The 19,671-nt window shown below is 63.1% G+C and carries 17 protein-coding genes and 1 tRNA gene; 11 read left to right on the top strand and 7 right to left on the bottom strand.

Features of this window, described 5'->3' with window-relative positions; all coding sequences use genetic code 11:
* Positions 1-57 precede the first annotated feature (57 nt).
* Positions 58-1,209, top strand: a complete 1,152-nt coding sequence (gene rnd, locus NKI10_RS14620; protein ID WP_352860644.1) for a ribonuclease D — start codon at positions 58-60, stop codon at positions 1,207-1,209.
* A 16-nt stretch (positions 1,210-1,225) separates the two neighbouring features.
* On the opposite strand, the gene NKI10_RS14615 is transcribed toward rnd, so the two are convergent.
* From NKI10_RS14615 to NKI10_RS14595, 5 genes are all read right to left on the bottom strand, one after another.
* Positions 1,226-1,645, bottom strand: coding sequence for an MAPEG family protein (locus NKI10_RS14615; RefSeq protein ID WP_352860642.1), 420 nt, complete (start codon positions 1,643-1,645; stop codon positions 1,226-1,228).
* Positions 1,646-1,667: 22 nt separating this feature from the next.
* Positions 1,668-2,237: a hypothetical protein gene (locus NKI10_RS14610; protein WP_352860640.1), complete on the bottom strand. Its 570-nt coding sequence runs from the start codon at positions 2,235-2,237 to the stop codon at positions 1,668-1,670.
* Positions 2,238-2,256: 19 nt separating this feature from the next.
* The gene (guaB, locus tag NKI10_RS14605; RefSeq protein WP_023742866.1) at positions 2,257-3,759 is read right to left on the bottom strand and encodes an IMP dehydrogenase; all 1,503 of its coding nucleotides are present in this window, start codon (positions 3,757-3,759) and stop codon (positions 2,257-2,259) included.
* 142 nt (positions 3,760-3,901) lie between these two features.
* Entirely contained in the window at positions 3,902-4,357 is a 456-nt protein-coding gene (locus NKI10_RS14600; protein ID WP_023673035.1) for a PIN domain-containing protein, read from the bottom strand.
* Entirely contained in the window at positions 4,354-4,599 is a 246-nt protein-coding gene (locus tag NKI10_RS14595; protein ID WP_023673036.1) for a type II toxin-antitoxin system Phd/YefM family antitoxin, read from the bottom strand. The genes NKI10_RS14600 and NKI10_RS14595 overlap by 4 nt, the downstream gene beginning before the upstream one ends.
* Positions 4,600-4,842: 243 nt before the next feature.
* On the opposite strand from NKI10_RS14595, the gene NKI10_RS14590 reads away from it, so the two are divergent.
* Positions 4,843-6,264 carry an MFS transporter gene (locus NKI10_RS14590; RefSeq protein WP_352860637.1) on the top strand — a complete coding sequence of 474 codons (1,422 nt, stop codon included), beginning with the start codon at positions 4,843-4,845 and terminating at the stop codon, positions 6,262-6,264.
* A gap of 216 nt (positions 6,265-6,480) precedes the next feature.
* Here NKI10_RS14590 and NKI10_RS14585 read toward each other — a convergent pair whose 3' ends face one another.
* Together NKI10_RS14585 and NKI10_RS14580 are read right to left on the bottom strand one after the other, a co-directional pair.
* Positions 6,481-7,191 (bottom strand): RlmE family RNA methyltransferase, encoded by a 711-nt coding sequence (locus NKI10_RS14585; RefSeq protein ID WP_352860635.1) that lies wholly within the window; start codon positions 7,189-7,191, stop codon positions 6,481-6,483.
* A 247-nt stretch (positions 7,192-7,438) separates the two neighbouring features.
* The gene (locus NKI10_RS14580) at positions 7,439-8,782 is read right to left on the bottom strand and encodes a Ppx/GppA phosphatase family protein (protein ID WP_352860633.1); all 1,344 of its coding nucleotides are present in this window, start codon (positions 8,780-8,782) and stop codon (positions 7,439-7,441) included.
* 351 nt (positions 8,783-9,133) lie between these two features.
* On the opposite strand from NKI10_RS14580, the gene NKI10_RS14575 reads away from it, so the two are divergent.
* The 9 genes from NKI10_RS14575 to NKI10_RS14535 all read left to right on the top strand — a co-directional run bounded on the left by NKI10_RS14575 (position 9,134) and on the right by NKI10_RS14535 (position 19,666).
* Positions 9,134-10,081, top strand: coding sequence for a lysylphosphatidylglycerol synthase domain-containing protein (locus NKI10_RS14575; RefSeq protein ID WP_352860631.1), 948 nt, complete (start codon positions 9,134-9,136; stop codon positions 10,079-10,081).
* A 147-nt stretch (positions 10,082-10,228) separates the two neighbouring features.
* Positions 10,229-10,302, top strand: a tRNA-Gln gene (locus tag NKI10_RS14570).
* Positions 10,303-10,311: 9 nt separating this feature from the next.
* On the top strand, positions 10,312-10,938 hold the full coding sequence (locus NKI10_RS14565; RefSeq protein WP_352860629.1) for a hypothetical protein: 627 nt from the start codon (positions 10,312-10,314) through the stop codon (positions 10,936-10,938).
* A 106-nt stretch (positions 10,939-11,044) separates the two neighbouring features.
* The gene (locus NKI10_RS14560) at positions 11,045-11,257 is read left to right on the top strand and encodes a hypothetical protein (protein WP_023672559.1); all 213 of its coding nucleotides are present in this window, start codon (positions 11,045-11,047) and stop codon (positions 11,255-11,257) included.
* 700 nt (positions 11,258-11,957) lie between these two features.
* On the top strand, positions 11,958-12,461 hold the full coding sequence (locus tag NKI10_RS14555) for a hypothetical protein (RefSeq protein ID WP_352860627.1): 504 nt from the start codon (positions 11,958-11,960) through the stop codon (positions 12,459-12,461).
* Positions 12,462-12,750: 289 nt separating this feature from the next.
* Complete coding sequence (locus NKI10_RS14550) at positions 12,751-16,092, top strand: M10 family metallopeptidase C-terminal domain-containing protein (RefSeq protein WP_352860625.1); 3,342 nt, start codon at positions 12,751-12,753, stop codon at positions 16,090-16,092.
* Positions 16,093-16,164: 72 nt separating this feature from the next.
* Positions 16,165-16,587: a hypothetical protein gene (locus tag NKI10_RS14545; protein WP_023682883.1), complete on the top strand. Its 423-nt coding sequence runs from the start codon at positions 16,165-16,167 to the stop codon at positions 16,585-16,587.
* 35 nt (positions 16,588-16,622) lie between these two features.
* Complete coding sequence (locus tag NKI10_RS14540) at positions 16,623-18,359, top strand: type I secretion system permease/ATPase (RefSeq protein WP_352860623.1); 1,737 nt, start codon at positions 16,623-16,625, stop codon at positions 18,357-18,359.
* Complete coding sequence (locus NKI10_RS14535) at positions 18,356-19,666, top strand: HlyD family type I secretion periplasmic adaptor subunit (RefSeq protein ID WP_352860621.1); 1,311 nt, start codon at positions 18,356-18,358, stop codon at positions 19,664-19,666. Before NKI10_RS14540 ends, NKI10_RS14535 begins: the two co-directional genes overlap by 4 nt.
* Positions 19,667-19,671 lie beyond the last annotated feature (5 nt).

Raw genomic sequence — 19,671 nt, 5'->3', positions numbered from 1 at the left:
AAAGCGCCCACGGCTGAAATTGAAAGAGAACCTTACCCGTTACTAAAAAGCGATTTGATGCACGTCATCACCACCCAAAATGAGCTCGAGTCCGTTCTCGCCGCTTTCGAAAAGTCGGATTTCGTCACCGTCGACACCGAATTCATCCGCGAAACGACGTTCTGGCCGATTCTATGCCTGATCCAGATGGCGGCGCCCGGCGTCACCGCGCTGATCGATCCGTTGGCGCCCGATATCAACCTCACCCCGTTCTTCCGGCTGATGGCCAATGAAGCGGTGGTCAAGGTCTTCCACGCCGCGCGCCAGGACATCGAAATCATCGTCCATCTCGGCGATCTGGTGCCGCATCCTGTGTTCGACACCCAGGTCGCGGCCATGGTCTGCGGCTTCGGCGACAGCGTTTCCTACGACCAGCTGGTGCAGCGCATCACCGGCGCCCGGCTCGACAAATCCTCGCGCTTCACCGACTGGCGCCACCGGCCGCTGTCCGACAAGCAGCTCGACTATGCGTTGGCCGACGTCACCCATCTGATCGACGTCTACAAGCACCTCAGCGCTGAACTGGAGCGGGAAAACCGCGCCCATTGGCTGAACGAGGAAATGGAGGTGCTGACCTCGCGCGAGACCTACGATCCGCATCCCGAAGACGCCTGGAAGCGGCTGAAGATGCGGCTGCGCAAGCCGCAGGAGCTGGCGATCGTGCAGACAGTGGCGGCATGGCGCGAGCGCGAGGCGCGCGAGCGCGACGTGCCGCGCGGCCGGGTGCTCAAGGACGACGCCATATACGAGGTCGCCCAGCAGGCGCCGCGCGATGCGGCCGCGTTGGGCAAGCTGCGCACGACGCCGAAAGGCTGGGAACGTTCATCGACGGCAACCGCATTGCTCGGCGCGGTCAACACCGCACTCGCCTTGCCCCGGGAAGAGATGCCGAAGCTGCCCAAGAGCTTTCAGCCGCCCGAGGGCTCCAATGCCGCTGCCGAACTGTTGAAAGTGCTGTTGCGTATCGTCGCCGAGAAGGAAGGCGTCGCCTCGAAAGTGCTGGCGTCCAGCGACGACATCGACCGCATCGCCGCCGAAGGCGAAGCCGCCGACGTGCCGGCGCTGCAGGGCTGGCGGCGCGCCGTGTTCGGCGAAGCCGCGCTGAAGCTGGTGCGTGGCGAAATCGGCATCAAGTTCGACAAGCGCAAGATTGCGGTGTTCGATCTGTAGAGATTTGCTGGCCTGCTCAAACCAGGCCGAGCAGGTGCAGCGCGAACCAGATCCATGCCAGCAAGATAACGATCGCGCCCAGGTAGAAGGCGCGGCTGCGAAACCGCAGATTGTTGCTGGTCAGGTGGACCCGGGCGTGGGCATAGCGGGAAATCACGAAAATCCACATCAAGGCCAAGGTCAGATAATTGACGCCATTGGTCGCGTGCAGCGCCAGGCACAGCACGTAGAAAAGCACCGGCAGTTCGAACTGGTTGATGAGATTGTTGGCGACCGTGACGCTGGACGCAGGTTCGGTCGTGCGCATCTTGTATTGACCAACCTTGGCCTCGCCTGACTTGACCGCACCGTAGCGGCGCCGGCCCATCACGACATAGACGATATAGACCAGCAACACCTGCGCCAGCATCGGCCAGAAGATTGCGGTCTGGCTCATGGCGTTGCCCCTGCCTTGTTGTTCATGCCTGTGGACGCCGCTGGCTGGCAACGATGAAGGCCGCGATGACGGCGACAGGTATGGCCAGAAGCGCGAATTTGGTGACGATCAGCGACGAGGCGAAGGACAGCGAATCCGGATTGGCCGACAGCGCATCGGACAAAAGCCGCGCCAGCGCAATGTTCTGGGCATAGTCGGCGCAGGTGTAGGGCAGCACTACGACCAGCGCCAACAGCGACTGAACCTGTACCGGCAGGGCGCGAAAGGGTTTCAGCCGCCGCCCGGTTGCCAGGATCAGGCTGACCATGGTCAATGACAGCAGCGCCGGGAAGAGAAGGTCGAAAGTCAAATAGTGCCAGACCAGGATGATCTCGCTGCCGCGTCGGCCGAGTGCCGTCAGCCAGGCCATGCCCTCGTCGGGCGTGAACCCGCCAAGGCGCACGTCGAGCGACGGCAGGCCGCCGCTCAGCCGGCGGAAATAGAAGAATTCCAGCAGCGTCATGATGATGAAAACCGCCGCGGCGGCAAAGCACAGCGCGCCGGCATGGCGCGCCAGCCGCAGCACGATCGTCGCCTGGTGGCGCCAGAGCATGTACCGCTCTGGCTGCCGGTCAGGCTCCGCCAGGATAGTTCGGGCTTTCGCGGGTAATCGTGACGTCATGGGCGTGGCTTTCACGAAGTCCGGCGTTGGATATGCGCACAAAGGTGGCGCGTTCGCGAAAATCGGCAAGGTCGCGGCCACCGACATAACCCATAGCGGCTTTTAGCCCGCCCGCAAGCTGGTGCAGCACGCCAGACACAGGTCCCTTGTAGGGCACCTGCCCTTCAATGCCTTCCGGGACCAGTTTCAGCGTGTCGCGAACCTCGGCCTGGAAGTAGCGGTCGGCCGAGCCGCGCGCCATGGCGCCGACAGAGCCCATGCCGCGATAGGCCTTGAAGGAGCGGCCCTGATGCAGATAGACCTCGCCCGGGCTTTCGTCGGTGCCGGCCAGCAGCGAACCGATCATGGCCGCACTGGCGCCGGCGGCAAGCGCCTTGGCCAGATCGCCCGAATATTTGATGCCGCCGTCGGCGATGACCGACACGCCTGATCTATGCGCCGTCTCCACCGCCGACATGATCGCCGAAAGCTGCGGCACGCCGACACCGGCGACGATGCGGGTGGTGCAGATCGAGCCCGGGCCGATGCCGACCTTGACGGCATCGGCGCCGGCGTCGATCAGCGCCTGCGTGCCTTCGGCGGTGGCGACGTTGCCGGCCAGGATGCGCACGGAATTGGAAAGCTTCTTGGCCCGCGTCACCGCATCGAGCACGCGCTGCGAATGGCCATGCGCGGTGTCGATGACCAGGAGGTCGACACCGGCGTCGATCAACCGCTCGGCGCGCTCGAAGCCGTCATCGCCGACGCTGGTGGCGGCCGCCGCCCGCAGGCGCCCCTGCGCATCCTTGGTGGCGTGCGGGTTGAGCTGCGACTTCTCGATGTCCTTGACGGTGATCAGGCCGACGCAATTGCCGGACTTGTCCACGACGACGAGCTTTTCGATGCGGTGCTGGTGCAGCAGCCGCTTGGCCTCGTCCTGGTCGACATTCTCCTTGACCGTGATCAGGTTCTCACGGGTCATCAATTCGTAGACTTTTTGCCCCGGATCGGAGGCGAAGCGCACGTCGCGGTTGGTCAGGATGCCGACCAGGCGGCCGATCTTCTGGCCGCCGCTGCCGCCATTCTCGACCACCGGAATGCCCGAGATGGAATAGGTGCGCATCAGCGCCAGCGCGTCCGCGAGCGTGGCGTCGGGGCCGATGGTGACCGGATTGATGACCATGCCCGATTCGAACTTCTTGACCTGACGCACCTGCTCGGCCTGTTCGGCCGGCGAGAAATTGCGGTGGATGACGCCGATGCCGCCGGCCTGCGCCATGGCGATGGCGAGCCGCGCCTCGGTGACGGTGTCCATGGCGGCCGACAGGATCGGCACGTTGAGGTCGATGTCGGTGGCGATGCGGGTGCGGATGTCGGTCTCACCGGGCATGACCTCGGAATGACCGGGCTGCAACAGCACGTCGTCAAAGGTCAGCGCCAGCGCGCCGGTGGACGTTTCGATGATTTTTGCCATGGCCAGTCCTCGGATACGAAAAGCGCTGGGAGAATACAAAAAAGCGCTGGACCGAAATGGACAGCGCCGACTCGTTTCTTCCCTTTCAGGATTGGCGCTGGCTGGTAACACGTCGCGGCGCCGATGAAAAGCCGGTCGTGGCCTATTCGGCGGACTTGCCCAACAGGGCATCGAGCAAGACATGGCGCGGTGACGCGAAAGGATTGACGACCGTTACGCCGCCCCAGGTGAAGCCGTCCTGCAGATCTTCCGACAGCAGCAGCCGGCAACCGGTTTGCGAGGCAACAGACAGGATGGTCGCATCCCAGATGCCGAAATGGTGATCGGTCGCAAGATCAGCCGCGACCGTCATCACCTCCGGCGTCGTGCCGACAACCGGAAACGCGTCGCGCCAGCTCAACAGGGCGTCGCGCGCTTGTGCACGTGATCGTCCGGCCTTGCGTGTGAGAACGGTGAACAATTCGCCGAGCACTTGGACTGGAATGACGGCTGCCTCTTGCGCAATGTCGTGCAGCAGGCCGAAAACGATGTCGCGCTTCTCGGCTCCGTTGATCCCCTCGGCATAAACAAGGATGTTGGTATCGAGCGCGACCTTCACCGCTCGTCCTCGTAAAGCTCGTCGCGGCTCCAGCGCCCGGCTTCTACAACAGGCTGGCGTTCGAGGCGCGACAGCAGCGCTGTGCGCGAACGAGACGCCGCAGGGTCGGGCTGCCCTGCAGGCACGATCCGCGCCACGGGACGCCCATGGCTGGTCACGACATAGCTCTGTCCTTCGCGGACACCGCGCAGGAGGAGCGAGAATTTGCGGTTGGCGTCGGCTGCGGAAACGGCTTCTTCCATGGCATTGTCCATATAGTAGTTATATTCACTACAGCATAGTGAACCCGGTCAATTTTCGCAAGTTCATTCAATGTGGCGAAACGCAGCGACGCCTCTTGTCCGCCCACGGTCGCACAAAAGTGACAGCAAATTAATGCGACATCGCGCCTGAGGCGTGATAACCGCCCGTTTGTATCGGCTTGCCCGCCTTTTCATTGTTTGGATTGGCCGGCAGGCACATTTAGACCAGTTCGGACGCGTTCGTTGAACCGCATCATTCCGCTCATTCTGGCGGTCGCCTTGTTCATGGAAAACATGGATTCGACCGTCATCGCGACATCGCTGCCGGCGATTGCCGTCGACATCCACACCAGCCCGATCGCGCTCAAGCTGGCGCTGACCGCCTATCTGGTGGCGCTGGCGATCTTCATTCCGATCAGCGGCTGGATGGCCGACCGGTTCGGCGCCAAGACCATTTTTCGCGCCGCGATCGGCGTGTTCATCGTCGGCTCGGTCTGCTGCGCCATCTCCAATTCACTGCCGGCCTTCGTCGTCTCGCGCTTCCTGCAAGGCATAGGCGGCGCCATGATGACGCCGGTCGGCCGCCTGGTGCTGGTGCGCGCGACGCCGAAGAGCGAGCTGGTTGCCGCCATGTCGTGGCTGACGGTGCCGGCGCTGGTCGGCCCGCTTGTGGGACCACCGATCGGCGGCTTCATCACCACCTATTTCACCTGGCACTGGATCTTTCTGATCAACGTGCCGATCGGCCTGATCGGCATCTGGCTGGCGACGCGCTTCCTGCCGCAAACCGACTCGATGGAGACGCCGCCGCTCGATTTCGTCGGTTTCGTGCTGAGCGGGCTGGCGGCCTCCGGCGTCGTCTTCGGCCTGTCGGTGGTCAGCCTGCCCTATCTGCCGCCGGCGACCGGCCTCATCACCGTGGCGGTCGGGCTGATTTCCGGCGTGCTCTATCTGCTGCATGCGCGGCGCGCCAAGAATCCCCTACTGGCGCTGGAACTGTTCCGCAACCAGGTGTTCCGCTCCTCGGTGCTCGGCGGCTCGCTGTTTCGCATCGGCATCGGCGCGGTGCCGTTCCTGTTGCCCCTGATGTTCCAGATCGGCTTCGGGCTGACGCCGTTCCAGTCGGGCATGATCACCTTCGTCTCGGCCATCGGCGCCATTGGCATGAAGTTCGTCACCGCGCTGATCTTCCGGCTCGCCGGCTTCCGCCGGGTGCTGATCTGGGGCTCGCTGATCGCCGCCACATCGATCGCCATCTACGGCCTGTTCACGCCGGAGACGCCTTACGCGCTGATGCTGGCGATATTGCTGGTCGGCGGGTTTATCCGCTCGATGTTCTTCACCGGCGTCAATGCGCTCTCCTATGCCGAAGTGTCGGCTGAAGACACCAGCAAGGCAACGCCGATCACGGCGGTGTTCCAGCAACTGTCGATCGCACTCGGCGTGGCGCTGGCCGGCGGCATCCTGGAAGTCTCGACCTCGATCCATGGCGGCCCGCTGATGCTCGGCGATTTCCACATTGCCTTCTTCATCGTGGCGGCAGTGTCAGCGGCGGCGTCGGTGTCGTTCACGCGGCTGGCGCCGGATGCCGGCAACGCCGTGTCGGGTCATGGCCGGATGACGACGCCGAAGACACTGGAGCCGGTGAGCACGGCTGGGAAGTAAGGGGCGGCGCGACGAAAATCGTCGACGTCGGCGATCCTTCACACCCCCCTCTGGCCTGCCGGCCATCTCCCCCGCAAGGGGGGAGATCGGATATCACGCGGCTTTCGCCAATCTTGCAACTTTGAAGGAATGGCGAGGCGGTCGCAGCTGCCAATCTCCCCCCTTGCGGGCGAGATGTCCGGCAGGACAGAGGGACGGAACGCTACGAAGCGCCTTTCACGCCGTGCCGTCTCTGCCCTTAAAATCCTTCGCCAGCAAATACAGTTCCACCGACTCATCCCGCGACGCCGGCGGCTTCACGTGGTGCACCGAGCGGAAGTTCTTCTTGAGCATCGACAGCAGCTCGTTTTCGGCGCCGCCTTGAAACGTCTTGGCCAAAAAGTGCCCGCCCGGCTTCAGCACCGACAGCGCGAAATCGGCGGCCACCTCGCACAGATGCATGGTGCGGATGTGGTCGGTTCGCTTGTGGCCGGTGGTCGGCGCGGCCATGTCGGACAACACGATATCGGGGTCGCCGCCCAACGCCTCGGCGAGCTTTTGCGGCGCTTCCGGGTCGAGGAAATCCATCAGCAGCACCGGCGCACCCGGCACCGCATCCATTTCGAGATAGTCGATGCCGATGACATGTGGATTATCAGCCGTCGATTTCGTCCTCGCGGCCGCCACCTGGCACCAGCCGCCGGGGGCCGCACCGAGATCGATGACCTTCATGCCGGGTTTCAGCAGATGATGCTTGTCATCGATCTCGATCAGCTTGTAGGCCGCGCGCGAGCGATAGCCGTCGGCCTTGGAGCGCTGGACATAGGGATCATTGATGTGGCGCTGCAGCCAGCGGCGCGACGATTCCTTCAGGCCGCTCTTCTTCTTGATCCGCGTCTTGAGGACACGAATGCTGGCGGAGCCCGGCCTTTCCGGCTTCTTGGTCATGACGTTATTTCTTGTTTGAGTTTTTGCGCTGGCCGAGTTGCCGCCGTTTTTCGGCGGCTTCGCGTTTCGCGAAGGGCTTCCCCCACTCCGTCGCCGCTTCGCGGCGCCACCTCTCCCCCCTCCGGAGGGAGAGGAAAGGCGCCGGTCTGCATAAGTTCGCGCCCTTCCTCTACCCCGTCGACCGGGGGAGAGGTGTCGAGCGAAGCTAGACGGAGTGGGGGTCGACCGTTCACCAAAGCAATGCGGATCATGCTCGGCCTCGCCCACTGTTGCGCCAGACGCCGTCATCGGCCATCAGCTCGCTCAAAATGCCTTCGCGTAAGCCCCGGTCGGCGACGCGCAGCCGCTCCGACGGCCACACCGCACGGATGGCTTCCAGGATAGCACAGCCGGCCAGCACTAGGTCGGCGCGGTCCGTACCGATGCACGGGTTGGCGCAGCGCTGCTGGAAATCCCAGCCGACCAGTTTTTCGACCATGCGGTCGACGCTGTCGCGGTCCATCCACAGCCCGTCGACGCGGCGCCGGTCGTAGCGTTCGAGGTCGAGATGGACGCCGGCCAGCGTCGTCACCGTGCCGGATGTGCCCAGCAGATGGAATTTCGGGCTGGCCAGCACATGGCTCAGCCGATCGCGGCCGTCGAACGACTTCAGCCGCACCGCGACATCCTCGACCATGGCGGCAAAGATTTCGCGCGTCACCGTGCGGCCGCCAAAGCGTTCGGCCAACGAGACAACGCCGACCGGCAGCGAGGTCCACGACACGATGTGGTTGGCAAGCCGCGGCGAACGCTGGCCGGTGAGGTCGATCAGCGCGATTTCGGACGAGCCGCCGCCAATGTCGAACAGCACCACGCCTTGCGTGTCGCGCTCGACCAGCGAGCCGCAGCCGGAGACAGCAAGCCGCGCTTCGGTCTGGCGGTCGATGATCTCGAGTTTCAAGCCGGCCTCGTGCTCGACGCGCTGCAGGAATTCGACGCCATTGTCGGCGGTGCGGCAGGCCTCGGTGGCGATCAGCCGGGCTTTTCGGATCTTGCGGTTGCGCAATTTGTCGCCGCAGATTTTCAGCGCCTCGACGGCGCGGTCCATCGCCGCCTGGCTCAGATGCCCATTGGCGGTCAGCCCCTCGCCCAGCCTGACGATGCGTGAGAAGGCGTCGATGACGCGGAACTGGCCATGGCGGTGGGGCACCGCGACCAAAAGCCGGCAATTGTTGGTGCCGAGATCGAGCGCGGCAAACACCGGCAGCTCCTGCATCGGCGGCCGATGCGCGGGCTGTTCCGGTCGGGATTGTGGCGCCGAGGGCAAAGGCACCGGCGCTGGAGCGGCCGGGCCGACGGAGGCCGGCGCACCAACCGCCGCGGCCGTTGCGAGAGGGCTGTCGTCGCGCGCAAAAACCTTGCGCCCACGCCGGCGCTTGCGCCGCTTTCTCGCCTTGCCGCGCTGATGCTGGGCGTCGCCGGCCTGTCCGTTGCCGGACTGGGGCCCCGCCTGGCGGGGCCGCCCGGCGGATGGGCTTGGCCCGCCTGATGGCGGCGAAGCCCTGGACACGCCCACTTCCGGCGCGCCAGCGCCGGTGTCGTGGTCTTCCACTTCAGTTCCTTCCGGCGCCGCGCGAACCGGAAAACCGGACGCAGCAGGCGCTTCAATCTTTTAAGTTGCCGCCAGAGTAGCAGCGCCGGACCGGATCACCAAGAGCAAGGGCTCAATTTTTGCCGGCTGCGTCCTGCCAGGTCCCCGCTGCTTTGCAGCGTCCCGGCGTTCGCTAGCCTTTCTTCGTGCCACTGGCACGATGAATTCGCCGTTGGCGAACCGGCTGCTCACCCTTGCCGGTTGAATAGCCGGCTTCGATGAGGCATTTCTGAAATGAGGGGGAATATTGGTGAATCGCGGACGTTTTCACGCCCGCCTGGGCGATGGGCAGCAACACATGACGATAACTCCATGAATTGGGGGGCCACGAATTGGAAGCGCTATCTGTGGCCGGTCATCGGTGTCGCGGCGGTCATGGGGTCGCTGTTGTTGCTGTGGCATGAACTGCGCGGCATCTCGATCGACGATGTCTGGGACGGCATATCATCCATCCCGACGCGCGGCTGGGTGCTGGCGGCGCTGAGCTCGGTGGTCGCCTACGCCTCGCTTGCCGGCTACGACCACATTGCCCTTCTACATATCGGCAAGAAGGTGTCGTGGCTGTTCGTCACCTTCTGCTCCTTCACCACCTATGCGCTGTCGCACAATATCGGCGGCTCGGTGTTTTCGGGCGCCGTGATCCGCTACCGCGCCTACGGCACCAGGGGGCTGACCGGCCAGGATGTCGGCATTCTGGTGGCGATCTGCTGGATCACCTTCGTGCTCTCCAGCATTCTGGTCGGCGGCCTGGTGCTGGTGTTCGAGCCTGCGATCATCGACCGCTTTTCCGGAGCGCCGCACCACGGGCTGGCGATCGCCGCCGGCATCGCTTTGCTGATCCTGGTCGGCGCCTACATCTTCGGCAGCTGGCTGCATCTGAAGCCGCTGAAAATCGCCGGCTTCCAGTTGCACTACCCGGCGCTGCCGATCGTGGCGCGGCAATTGCTGATCGGCCCGATCGAGCTGCTGGCGGCGGCGGCGATCATCTTCTTTGCCCTGCCCGTTGCCGGCAACCCCGGCTATTTCGTCATCCTCGGCGTGTTCCTGGTCTCGTTCTCGGTGGCGCAGATCTCGCATGCGCCGGGCGGGCTCGGCGTGTTCGAGGTCGTGTTCCTCGCCGGCCTGTCTGATATGGACCCGGTCGGCGTGCTGGCGGCACTTCTGGTGTTCCGGCTGTTCTACCTGATCATCCCGCTGCTGATCGCGCTCGGCGTGGTGCTGTTCTTCGAGCATTCGCAATACAGCCGGACGGAGAGCTGAGGATGATTGGGTGCGGCGCGCCACCCGGGCGTAATTGCCCCTATGAAACGCTGTGATTGAAACGCAGCTTAGGCTTGACTATTTTCCGGCGGCGGCTACAAGGCACGCGCGGCTGCTTCGGCGGCCCACCAGCGCGACAGCGCCTGCTGGGGAATAGGTTAACGGTAGACCCACGGACTCTGACTCCGTTAGTCCTGGTTCGAATCCAGGTTCCCCAGCCAATGCACGTCATGCCCACTGACAGCCCGTACATCCTCGAACGCATCCGCCAGGGATGCGTGGAGTTGTCCGACGACGAGTTCGCCATCGACAGGCTGGCAAAATATGTCGGCAACGGCAGGATCCGCTGGCATGTCGAATTGCGCGGGCACCGCATTGAGCTGACGACCGGCCAGATCAAGAAGCAGCCGACCTTTCGCAGGAAAATCCTCGAACAGGCTGGCGTGCTGCCGCCGCGGCGTACCGGGGCCGACTACCGGCGATGGGCTCTCGATCTGAGGCGGAATGCCATCGAGCTTCCCTGGCGGGACAGGCCCGTCGATGCCGGTTTTGCCATCGACAGGCTGACCAGCCACGGCGATGGGCGCTGGACGGTGGAATACCAGGGCAAGGCGATAAAATTCACGACGACCAAACTGCGCCGGCAACTCAGTTTCCGCAAACGCATGCTGGCCAAGGCCAAGGTGCTGCCGCCCGAATTGGCGCCGGCTGCCTATCGCAAGTGGATGGACTGGCTTATTCAAAACGCGACTGAGGAAGTGCCGCAGACCGGCGAAACCTCGATCACAGAGAAAAGCTGGCTTGACGACCTGCCGGAGCTGGCCGGCTGGGAAGATGAAGCGCCACCCGAGAATTGATTGGGTTCCAACGATGTCATGCGCCGCTGGCGTGCGATCCGGTCGACGCTGTTGGGCACTTCACGTAAAGAAGCTAAGATCGGTCCCGGCAGGGAGGACTTTTGCAATGGCCGAACCAGAGGACAGAGATATCAGGGAATCGCGCCGCATCCTCCGGGACATCAAGCAACAGAACGGCCCGGCAGGCTTTAGTCGTCTCCCTTACGAGGACCGGTTGCTTAGCCTGAGCGAGAAATATCCTGATCAGATCGTACGGTATTGGCCGGTTGGCCTTATCGTTGTCTTTGGACTCCTCGCCCTGTTGATCTATTTCGCCTAGCGCGGTGGGCATTGCCCTCGGTGCGCTTTGACGAGGTTCCTCGGCATCCCAACGCGGATTTATCCGCAATTTAACTAATGTAGACAATCCTCACGGAGAACGTTCTCCCGGCTGGTGAGCAGCGTGGAATGGACTAACCTTGTGGATGAGGATGAGCTTCCGGCACCCAGCCGATCAGGCCGCTGGCGCGCAATAGGTTTGGCGACACGCCAGATCGCCCCGCTGGTCATTTTGGTGGGATACGCCATCATGGCCGGCTATTTCACCTATGTGACTTCGCACAACAAAGCCGCCCGCGGACGTGGCGGCCCTGGCCGTGTCGATCATAAAATCGGGCGATGCTTCTCCGGAACTGCGCGATTGGGCAACGGACGTTCTGGGAATACAGACCGATATCCAAATGCCGGCCAAAACCGCCCAGCGGTAACCCTCCCGCAAGGCCTGATATTTCCCCGGCAGGAACTTGGTCGCCGCCGAAGTCAGCGGCCGGCGCCGCTCATCAAGAGATTGCCTGAGGAGGCGCCGGCCAGGCGGGCATTGGGGTACCCGCCGACGCTACATTAGCATTCACGCATAGATTTGGTATGGCGCGAACGCGGAAGGCCGGCTGCCTTCACAGCAGCATTACCGCAATTTTTCCCAAGACCAGGAACCCGCAACGAACGCCCAGCGTTTCGGCGCGGCTTGCCTGGAGACAATCATGGCGACGTTTCTTTCCGCTCTCGCATCCGAAGGTCCGCCAGCCGACTGGGCTAAAGACATGGACCTGTATGGATGGTTGATCGGCAGTTGGGACATGGAGACGCTCCACCACCGCAACGACGGCACAATTCAGAAATGGGATGGCGAGTGTCACTTTGGTTGGGTGCTCGAAGGCCGCGCCATTCAGGACATCTGGATCAGGCCCAGGCGCCCTGCCCCGTCCACCATGTATGGCACGACCTTGCGCGTCTTCGATCCCGGGATGGGTGGCTGGCACGTCATCTGGAGCGATCCGCTCAACCAGGATTACTCGCGCCAGATCGGGCGGGCCGAAGGCAAGGACATCGTCCAGATGGGCGCCGACTCGCGCGGCCTGCAGGCGCGGTGGCGGTTCACCGAGATCACCGCCGCCAGCTTTCACTGGATCGGTGAGGAGAGACGAGCGGAGAGCGACCCCTGGCGCGTGACATATGAACATTTCGCGCGCCGGACGGGATCCTGAAGCACGCCTGTGCATTCAGCCCCTCGTGCCTACGGGCGAGGTACGACCATAGATTAGCGATAGCTCAATTAACACCAAACCAGTATCTCAAATCGCCGGTACAAGCGCGCCCAAGAACCTTCATATGTACCGAGCGCGAACTGAGGCTAGACAAGTGAAGATTCCAATAGCATTGTTGGCACTGGGACGGGGCTCGACCGGCAAGCGCAAACGATGCTTGTCGGTGGTTGGCAACTGCTAAACCGTACAGCCGTAATTGCCACGGCTGCGAGACCAAGGAGTCCCAAGGATGCCGAACCCAAGCCAAACCAGCGATCAATGGTGGGTTAACGACCAGACGCCGGACAACCCGTACGGCAAAAGCGAAGATTACGGAGCCTTCCTCACCTATCTTGGAGCGCTGGACCGGTCGATAACGCCGGCGGTCGCGGCGGGAACGCTGAGGATCAATGTATCCGAGCTCAATGACCATCCCGAATACAAGGCCGCCGCGATCGGCGCCCTGCAGATGTGGGCCAGTGTCACCCCGTTGAAGTTCGAAATCGTCGACAATGCACCATACAACAGCGCAACGGACTGGATGCAGGTTGTCAGCCCCGAACTGGGCGAAGAGGACGACGGCAGCGCCTATTCCAACGACCGCTATGTCAGCATCGGCCAGCGTTTCCACGACACCGAGGTCAACAAGACGGATATTGGCGGCTATGTCTTCGATTCCTTCATCCATGAATTCGGTCATGAGTTCGGCCTGAACCACCCCGGGCTCTACAATTACAGCGGCCCCGGCGGCGTACAGATCAATTATCTGAACAATGCGACCTGGACCTACGACCGTCAGCAATACAGCGTCATGTCCTATTTCGACGGGATCGATGTCGGTGAAACCAGCCGCTGGTCGGCGTCAACGCCGATGATGGCCGACATCGAGGCAGTCATCCGCCGCTTTTTCTCCACCGTCGACGAGAACGGCGTGCGCACCTATCAGCATATCGACCTCAACACGGGCGACAACGTCTACGGTTTCGGCAGTGCCGTGGACGGCTACCGGCTGACCTCCTCGGGCATGCAGCACGATATCGGTTTTGTCATCAATGACACCGGAGGAACCGACACGATCGACTTCTCCGGCTCGACGGCCGGCACGATCCTCGATCTGCGCGCCGGGCAGTTCTCCAGCGTCAACGGCCATAGCAACAATGTGTCGATCTTTGCCGGGCACAACGCCGACGGCACGGACTATTACATCGAGAACGGCATCGGCAGCAGCTATGACGACGTCCTGATTGGCAATGGCGGAGCCAATGTGCTGGATGGCCGCGGGGGCGGCGACCGCATGGCCGGCAATGGCGGCGACGACACCTACTTCGTCGATTCCCTCGACGACATCGTGCGCGAGGAAGCGAATGGCGGGAATGACACGGTCGTTCTGCTGAACCGGAACTTGAATATCCGGAAAATCGCCAACGTCGAACACATCATCTACGCCGACGAGTCGACACTCCAGCCTGGAGACGGCGGCACCGAAACCCCGCCAATCATCGGCGACAACACGATGACCAGCGTCATCTTCGGCGACAATGGCAACAATACGCTCGACGGCGGCGCCGGCGACGACACGATCTTCGGCCAAGGCGGCGATGATCTCATCATCGGCGGCCGCGACTCGCTCGCCAGCCGCGACATCAACAACACCATCGATGTCGCCGACCTTCCAGACCAGACCGAGAGCGACGACGGCAATGACACGCTCTATGGCGGCCGCGGCAACGATACGATCCTCGGCGGCCAGGGCAACGACATCCTCGACGGCGGCGACGGCGACGATACGCTGAGCGGCCAGGATGGCGTCGATATATTCAGAGGCGGCGCCGGCGTCGACACGGTCGACTTCAGCAAGGAGAGCCCCTTCCAACTGCTCGTCAACCTCGAGACGAACGTGGCCAGCGGCGGAACCGCCACGGGCGACACCTTCTACAGCATCGAGAACCTGATCGGCTCCGATGACCGCATCGACCGTTTCATCGGTACGTCGGCGGCAAATCATTTCTGGGGCCGGGGCGGCGGCGACTATTTCAATGGCGGCGGCGGCAACGACATACTGGATGGCGGCAATGACGGCGACATCCTGTACGGTGAAGCCGGCAACGACACGATCATCGGCGGCGCCGGCCAGGACTATCTGGATGGCGGCGCCGGCATTGATACGGTCGTCTACGAAGGCAGCTCCGCCGGCGTGACGATCGACCTCGCCAATGGCACGGCCAATGGCGGCGACGGCGATGGCCCGGTGCAGATCGTCGGGCGCGGCACCGTTATCCGGCACGACATCCTGGTCGGCTTCGAAAACGCCGTCGGGTCGTTCTTCGACGACCATCTCATCGGCAACGCCCAGGCCAACAAACTTTCCGGCGGCGCCGGCAACGACACGCTGACCGGCGGTGGCGGCGCCGATATATTGAATGGCGGCGCCGGCAGCGACACGGCGGACTACGCCGACGCGGCCAGCGGGCAAAACCTCAAGCTGGGTGGCGGCAAATCCGGCGGCGACACCTATATCTCGATCGAAAATCTGGCTGGCTCGGGCTTCAACGATCACCTGACCGGCGATGGTGCGGCCAATGTGCTGACCGGCCAGGGCGGCGCCGACAAGATCGACGGCGGCGGCGGCGATGACACCCTGCTCGGCGATTTCGCCTATCAGGGCGATGCTCCGCCACGCCCGGGCATGGGCACCGGCTACGCCACGCTCGGACCGGACGCGACCAACAATTCGGTCTCGACCGCCTTCGACATCTCGAACAACTTCTCGCTGACCGCCGACCCCGACATCTTCGATTCGACGACCACCCTTCACACCACCGTCAATGCCACCGGAAACGGCCTCGGCGGATATTACAGCATCAACCTGGCGGCCGGCACGATCATCACCATCGACATCGATGGCATTGCCGACCCCAATGTCCATGACAGCATCGTCAGGGTGCTGGACAGCGATGGCAATATCGTCGCCCAGAACGACGATGGCGGCAACGACCCCGGCTCCAACAACGGCCGCGATTCGAGCACCAGCTTCATCGTTCCGGAAACCGGAACCTACTATATTGTGGAGGGCGAATGGTCGGACTCCGCTCCTGGCGATGGCTGGGTGGAATCCGTGCCGGAGGGCTCGACTTACAAGCTGAACGTATCGGTCGAATTCCCGCCGGCACCAGCTCAGCCGGGCGTTGCGGGCGCCGATACGCTCAACGGCGGCGGCGGCAGCGACCTTTTGGATGGCGGGCTGGCTGCCGATACGCTGACCGGCGGCGCCGGCGACGACTATTTCCGCTTCTCGACAGAACTCGGGAACGGCAATATCGACTGGATCAAGGACTTCAAGGTCGCCGACGATACGATCCTGCTGGACAACCTCATCTTTGCCAGCGTTGGCGGCGACGGTGCCCTCGCTTTGGGCTCATTCTACAAGAGCGCAGCCGGTGTTGCTCATGATGCCGACGACCGCATCATCTACGACACCGACAGTGGAATATTGTCTTACGACGCCGATGGTTCCGGACAGGGAGCAGCCGTTCAGTTTGCACACTTGAACACAAATCTGGATCTTTCGGCTGCAGACTTCATCGTCATCTAACGCGTTGCCGGGAGGGGTGCCGTCAGGCTGCCCTCCCGCATACCCCAGCGCAGTGAAAAGGGAGAGGACGCGATGACCGACCGCCGCACGGTGTTAATGGCCGCCGGAGTTGCGGCAGTCGCCGCGGCCACCGGGGCAGCGGCAGCGCAATCGCCAGATATTCGCGCGCCAGATATTCGCGCAACAGATATTCGCGGCGCGGTCACCTTTGTGGGCGGCAAGGCTATCCCGGAAGGTCATCTCGAGATCTATCTTGAGGATCCCGCCATTCAGGACAGTGGGCGACGCCGCGCCGCCAAAACCAGCCTCAAGAGCGAGGGCGGCTCAAAGACGATAGAATTTTCCTTGCCCCTGCCCGCAAGCTCGACCGCTTCACCAACGCTGCAGGTCGTTGCGCGCCTGGAGCGTGCGGACGGCTGGCTGGTGGCGCGGGGCAGCGCGCAGTTCCAGGCCGGCTTGCCCGTCCATGTCACACTCAAGGCAGTTATCTATTGAAGGGACGAGATGCCATATCCTGATTGCGAGCCTGCATGCAGCTGACGCCATCGACGCCGCTTACGCTGGTCGGAATCCTGGCGTCCTTTCGACGTGCGTTTTCGGGCATCGTCCTGATGAGCGGGGTCGTCAACGTGCTGACCCTGACCGGCTCGTTCTTCATGTTGCAAGTCTATGACCGCGTCGTTCCGGGTCGCAGCGTGCCGACGCTGGTCGGCCTGGCGGTGCTTGCGGGAACATTGTTCGTGTTTCAGGGAGTGCTGGAGCTGATCCGCTCTCGCCTCATGGTGCGGCTGGGACAGGGGTTGGACGCAAAGCTGAGCCCGTCGGTCTATTCGGCGCTGATGCGCCTGCCGCTGCGCGCCAAGCCTTCCGGCGACGGGCTGCAACCCCTACGGGATCTCGATCAGGTCCGCTCCTTCATCGGTAGTGCCGGACCGACCGCTTTGTTCGACCTGCCATGGATGCCGCTCTATATCGGCATCTGTTTCATTTTTCATTTCTGGATCGGCGTTACCGCGCTTGCCGGCGCCGTTGTCCTGTTTGCACTGACGCTTCTGGCCGAATTCCGGACCCGCGGCCCGACAAGGATCGCCGGACAGCACGCGGCCGTTCGCAGCACGTTGGCCGAGGCGACAAGGCGCAATGCCGAAGCCATGCAGGCCATGGGTTTTGGCGGGCGTATCGCCGAGCGGTGGTCTGCCGTCAATGCCGAGTACCTGAACGCCCATGCGGCGGCCAGCGATGTCGCGGGAACGCTTGGCACGATTTCCAAGATCCTGCGGTTGATGCTGCAATCGGCAATGCTGACGATCGGCGCTTATCTGGTCATCAAGCAAGAGGCGACCGGCGGCATCATGATCGCAAGCTCGATCATGATGGGCAGGGCGCTGGCTCCGATCGAACTGGCGATAGCGCATTGGAAGGGTTTCATTTCGGCGCGGCAAAGCTGGGCACGCCTGAAGCAGCTTCTGTCCGCGCTGCCGGAAGGCGCAACCGGCGTGACCCTGCCCGCGCCTGTCAGCGCGCTGGCGGTCGAGAATGTCAGTGTCGCGCCGCCGGGCGAACGCACGCCGGTGGTGTGGGATGCAAGTTTTTCACTGGCCAGGGGAGCAGGCCTGGGGGTCATCGGCCCGAGTGCTTCCGGCAAATCATCGCTGGTGCGTACGCTTGCAGGTGTCTGGCTGCCGGCGCGCGGCGCCGTGCGGCTGGACGGCGCGACGCTTGACCAGTGGCCGGCCGACGAGCTGGGCAAACATATCGGCTATCTGCCGCAGGATGTGCAGTTGTTCGACGGCACGATTGCGCAGAACATCGCCCGCTTCGACCCGGATGCGTCGTCCGACATGGTGCTTGCGGCAGCCAAGGCCGCCGGCGTGCATGATCTCGTCGTGCATCTGGCGGACGGTTACGACACAAAGGTTGGCGAAGCCGGCGCCTCGCTGTCGGCGGGGCAACGCCAGCGTGTCGCCCTGGCCCGCTCTCTCTACGGCGATCCGTTCCTGGTCATCCTGGACGAGCCGAATTCCAATCTCGACTCGGAGGGTGAAGTGGCCTTGTCCGCCGCCATCCAGGGCATCAGGGACCGCGGCGGCATCATTATCGTCGTCGCGCACCGGTCCAGTGTGCTGGCCAATGTCGATACGGTGCTGGTGATGGCCAATGGCCATGTGCAGGCCTTCGGTCCGAAGGACGAGGTGCTGAACAAGGTCTTCCGATCGGCGGCACCGCTCAAGGTCGTTGCCGCCACGGAAAGAGGCGTTCCTGCATGAGCGAGGACAGAAGCGCTTTGCATCATCGGCAGGTCCGCCGCTATCTCGTGGCTGGCGTTGCTACCTGTCTGCTGCTTGTCGGAGGTGTTGGCGGTCTGGCGGCAGTGACCAAGATGTCGGGTGCGGTGATCGCAGCTGGCCGGCTGGTGGTCGATTCCAATGTAAAGAAGGTTCAGCATCCGACGGGCGGCGTGGTCGGCGAGATCAGGGTGCGTGAAGGCGACCGGGTCAAGGCGGGCGATATTCTCGTACGGCTGGATGAAACGACAACGCGCGCCAATCTGGCGATCGTCTCAAAAGGTCTGGATGAGTTTTATGCCCGGTTGGCGCGCCTGGAGGCGGAGCGTGACGGCAAGGACACGATCAGCTTTCCGGACGTTTTGACATCGCGGCGCGACGAAGCCGGTGTCGCCGCATCGATGGCCGGAGAACAATCGCTGTTCGATTTCCGACACCAGGCGCGGTCTGGCCAGCGATCGCAATTGCGCGAACGGATCGCGCAGTTGACGCAGGAGAGTGCCGGCCTGACCGAGCAGCTGCAGGCGAAACGCCGCGAGATCGAGCTGATCCAGATCGAGCTGGAAGGTGTGCGGTCGCTCTGGCATCGCAAGCTGATAGGAATCGACCGCATGACGTCGCTGGAACGGGACGCGGTGCGGCTCGAAGGCGAGCATGGCCAGTTGACAGCCGGAATTGCCCAGGTGAAAGGCAAGGCGTCCGAGATCGAACTGCAGATCATCCAGATCGACCAGGATCTTCGCAGCGAGGTCGCGACCGATTTACGCGATACCCAGGGAAAGATCTCCGAGTTCGTCGAACGCAAGGTAGCGGCCGAGGACCAGTTGAAGCGCATCGATCTGCGCAGCCCGCAGGATGGCGTGGTGCTGCAGTTGGCGGTGCATACGATCGGCGGGGTCATCACCCCCGGCGAACAGGTGATGCAGATCGTACCGGTGACGGACGACCTGACCGTTGAAGCGCATATCGCACCGCAGGATATCGACCAGGTGACGATGGGCCAGAATGCGATTTTGCGCCTGTCGGCGTTCAATCGGCAAACCACGCCGGAGCTGACCGGGACGCTGTCGCGGATCTCGGCCGATCTCACCATCGAAGAGCGCACCGGAGCAGCCTTCTATGTGGCGCGGGTGACGCTGCCCAAAACCGAGGTCGCCAAGCTGCGCGGGCTGGCGCTGGCGCCGGGCATGCCGGCCGAAGTGTTCTTCCCGACGGGCGACCGGACGATGCTTTCCTATCTGGTGAAGCCGATGTCGGATCAGATCCAGAAAGCTTTCCGGGAAGAGTGAAGCCG

Origin of the sequence: Mesorhizobium sp. M0802 (assembly GCF_040320115.1) — a bacterium.
In the GTDB taxonomy this organism is placed as follows: Bacteria; Pseudomonadota; Alphaproteobacteria; order Rhizobiales; family Rhizobiaceae; genus Mesorhizobium.
This window is presented reverse-complemented; position numbering and strand designations above follow the sequence as displayed.

Coding starts and splice junctions, on each gene's coding strand:
- rnd (WP_352860644.1), top strand. CDS start 58: ATGCACGTCATCACCACCCAAAATGAGCTCGAGTCCGTTCTCGCCGCT.
- NKI10_RS14615 (WP_352860642.1), bottom strand. CDS start 1,645: ATGAGCCAGACCGCAATCTTCTGGCCGATGCTGGCGCAGGTGTTGCTG.
- NKI10_RS14610 (WP_352860640.1), bottom strand. CDS start 2,237: ATGCTCTGGCGCCACCAGGCGACGATCGTGCTGCGGCTGGCGCGCCAT.
- guaB (WP_023742866.1), bottom strand. CDS start 3,759: ATGGCAAAAATCATCGAAACGTCCACCGGCGCGCTGGCGCTGACCTTT.
- NKI10_RS14595 (WP_023673036.1), bottom strand. CDS start 4,599: ATGGAAGAAGCCGTTTCCGCAGCCGACGCCAACCGCAAATTCTCGCTC.
- NKI10_RS14585 (WP_352860635.1), bottom strand. CDS start 7,191: ATGACCAAGAAGCCGGAAAGGCCGGGCTCCGCCAGCATTCGTGTCCTC.
- NKI10_RS14575 (WP_352860631.1), top strand. CDS start 9,134: ATGAATTGGGGGGCCACGAATTGGAAGCGCTATCTGTGGCCGGTCATC.
- NKI10_RS14565 (WP_352860629.1), top strand. CDS start 10,312: ATGCCCACTGACAGCCCGTACATCCTCGAACGCATCCGCCAGGGATGC.
- NKI10_RS14560 (WP_023672559.1), top strand. CDS start 11,045: ATGGCCGAACCAGAGGACAGAGATATCAGGGAATCGCGCCGCATCCTC.
- NKI10_RS14555 (WP_352860627.1), top strand. CDS start 11,958: ATGGCGACGTTTCTTTCCGCTCTCGCATCCGAAGGTCCGCCAGCCGAC.
- NKI10_RS14550 (WP_352860625.1), top strand. CDS start 12,751: ATGCCGAACCCAAGCCAAACCAGCGATCAATGGTGGGTTAACGACCAG.
- NKI10_RS14545 (WP_023682883.1), top strand. CDS start 16,165: ATGACCGACCGCCGCACGGTGTTAATGGCCGCCGGAGTTGCGGCAGTC.
- NKI10_RS14540 (WP_352860623.1), top strand. CDS start 16,623: ATGCAGCTGACGCCATCGACGCCGCTTACGCTGGTCGGAATCCTGGCG.
- NKI10_RS14535 (WP_352860621.1), top strand. CDS start 18,356: ATGAGCGAGGACAGAAGCGCTTTGCATCATCGGCAGGTCCGCCGCTAT.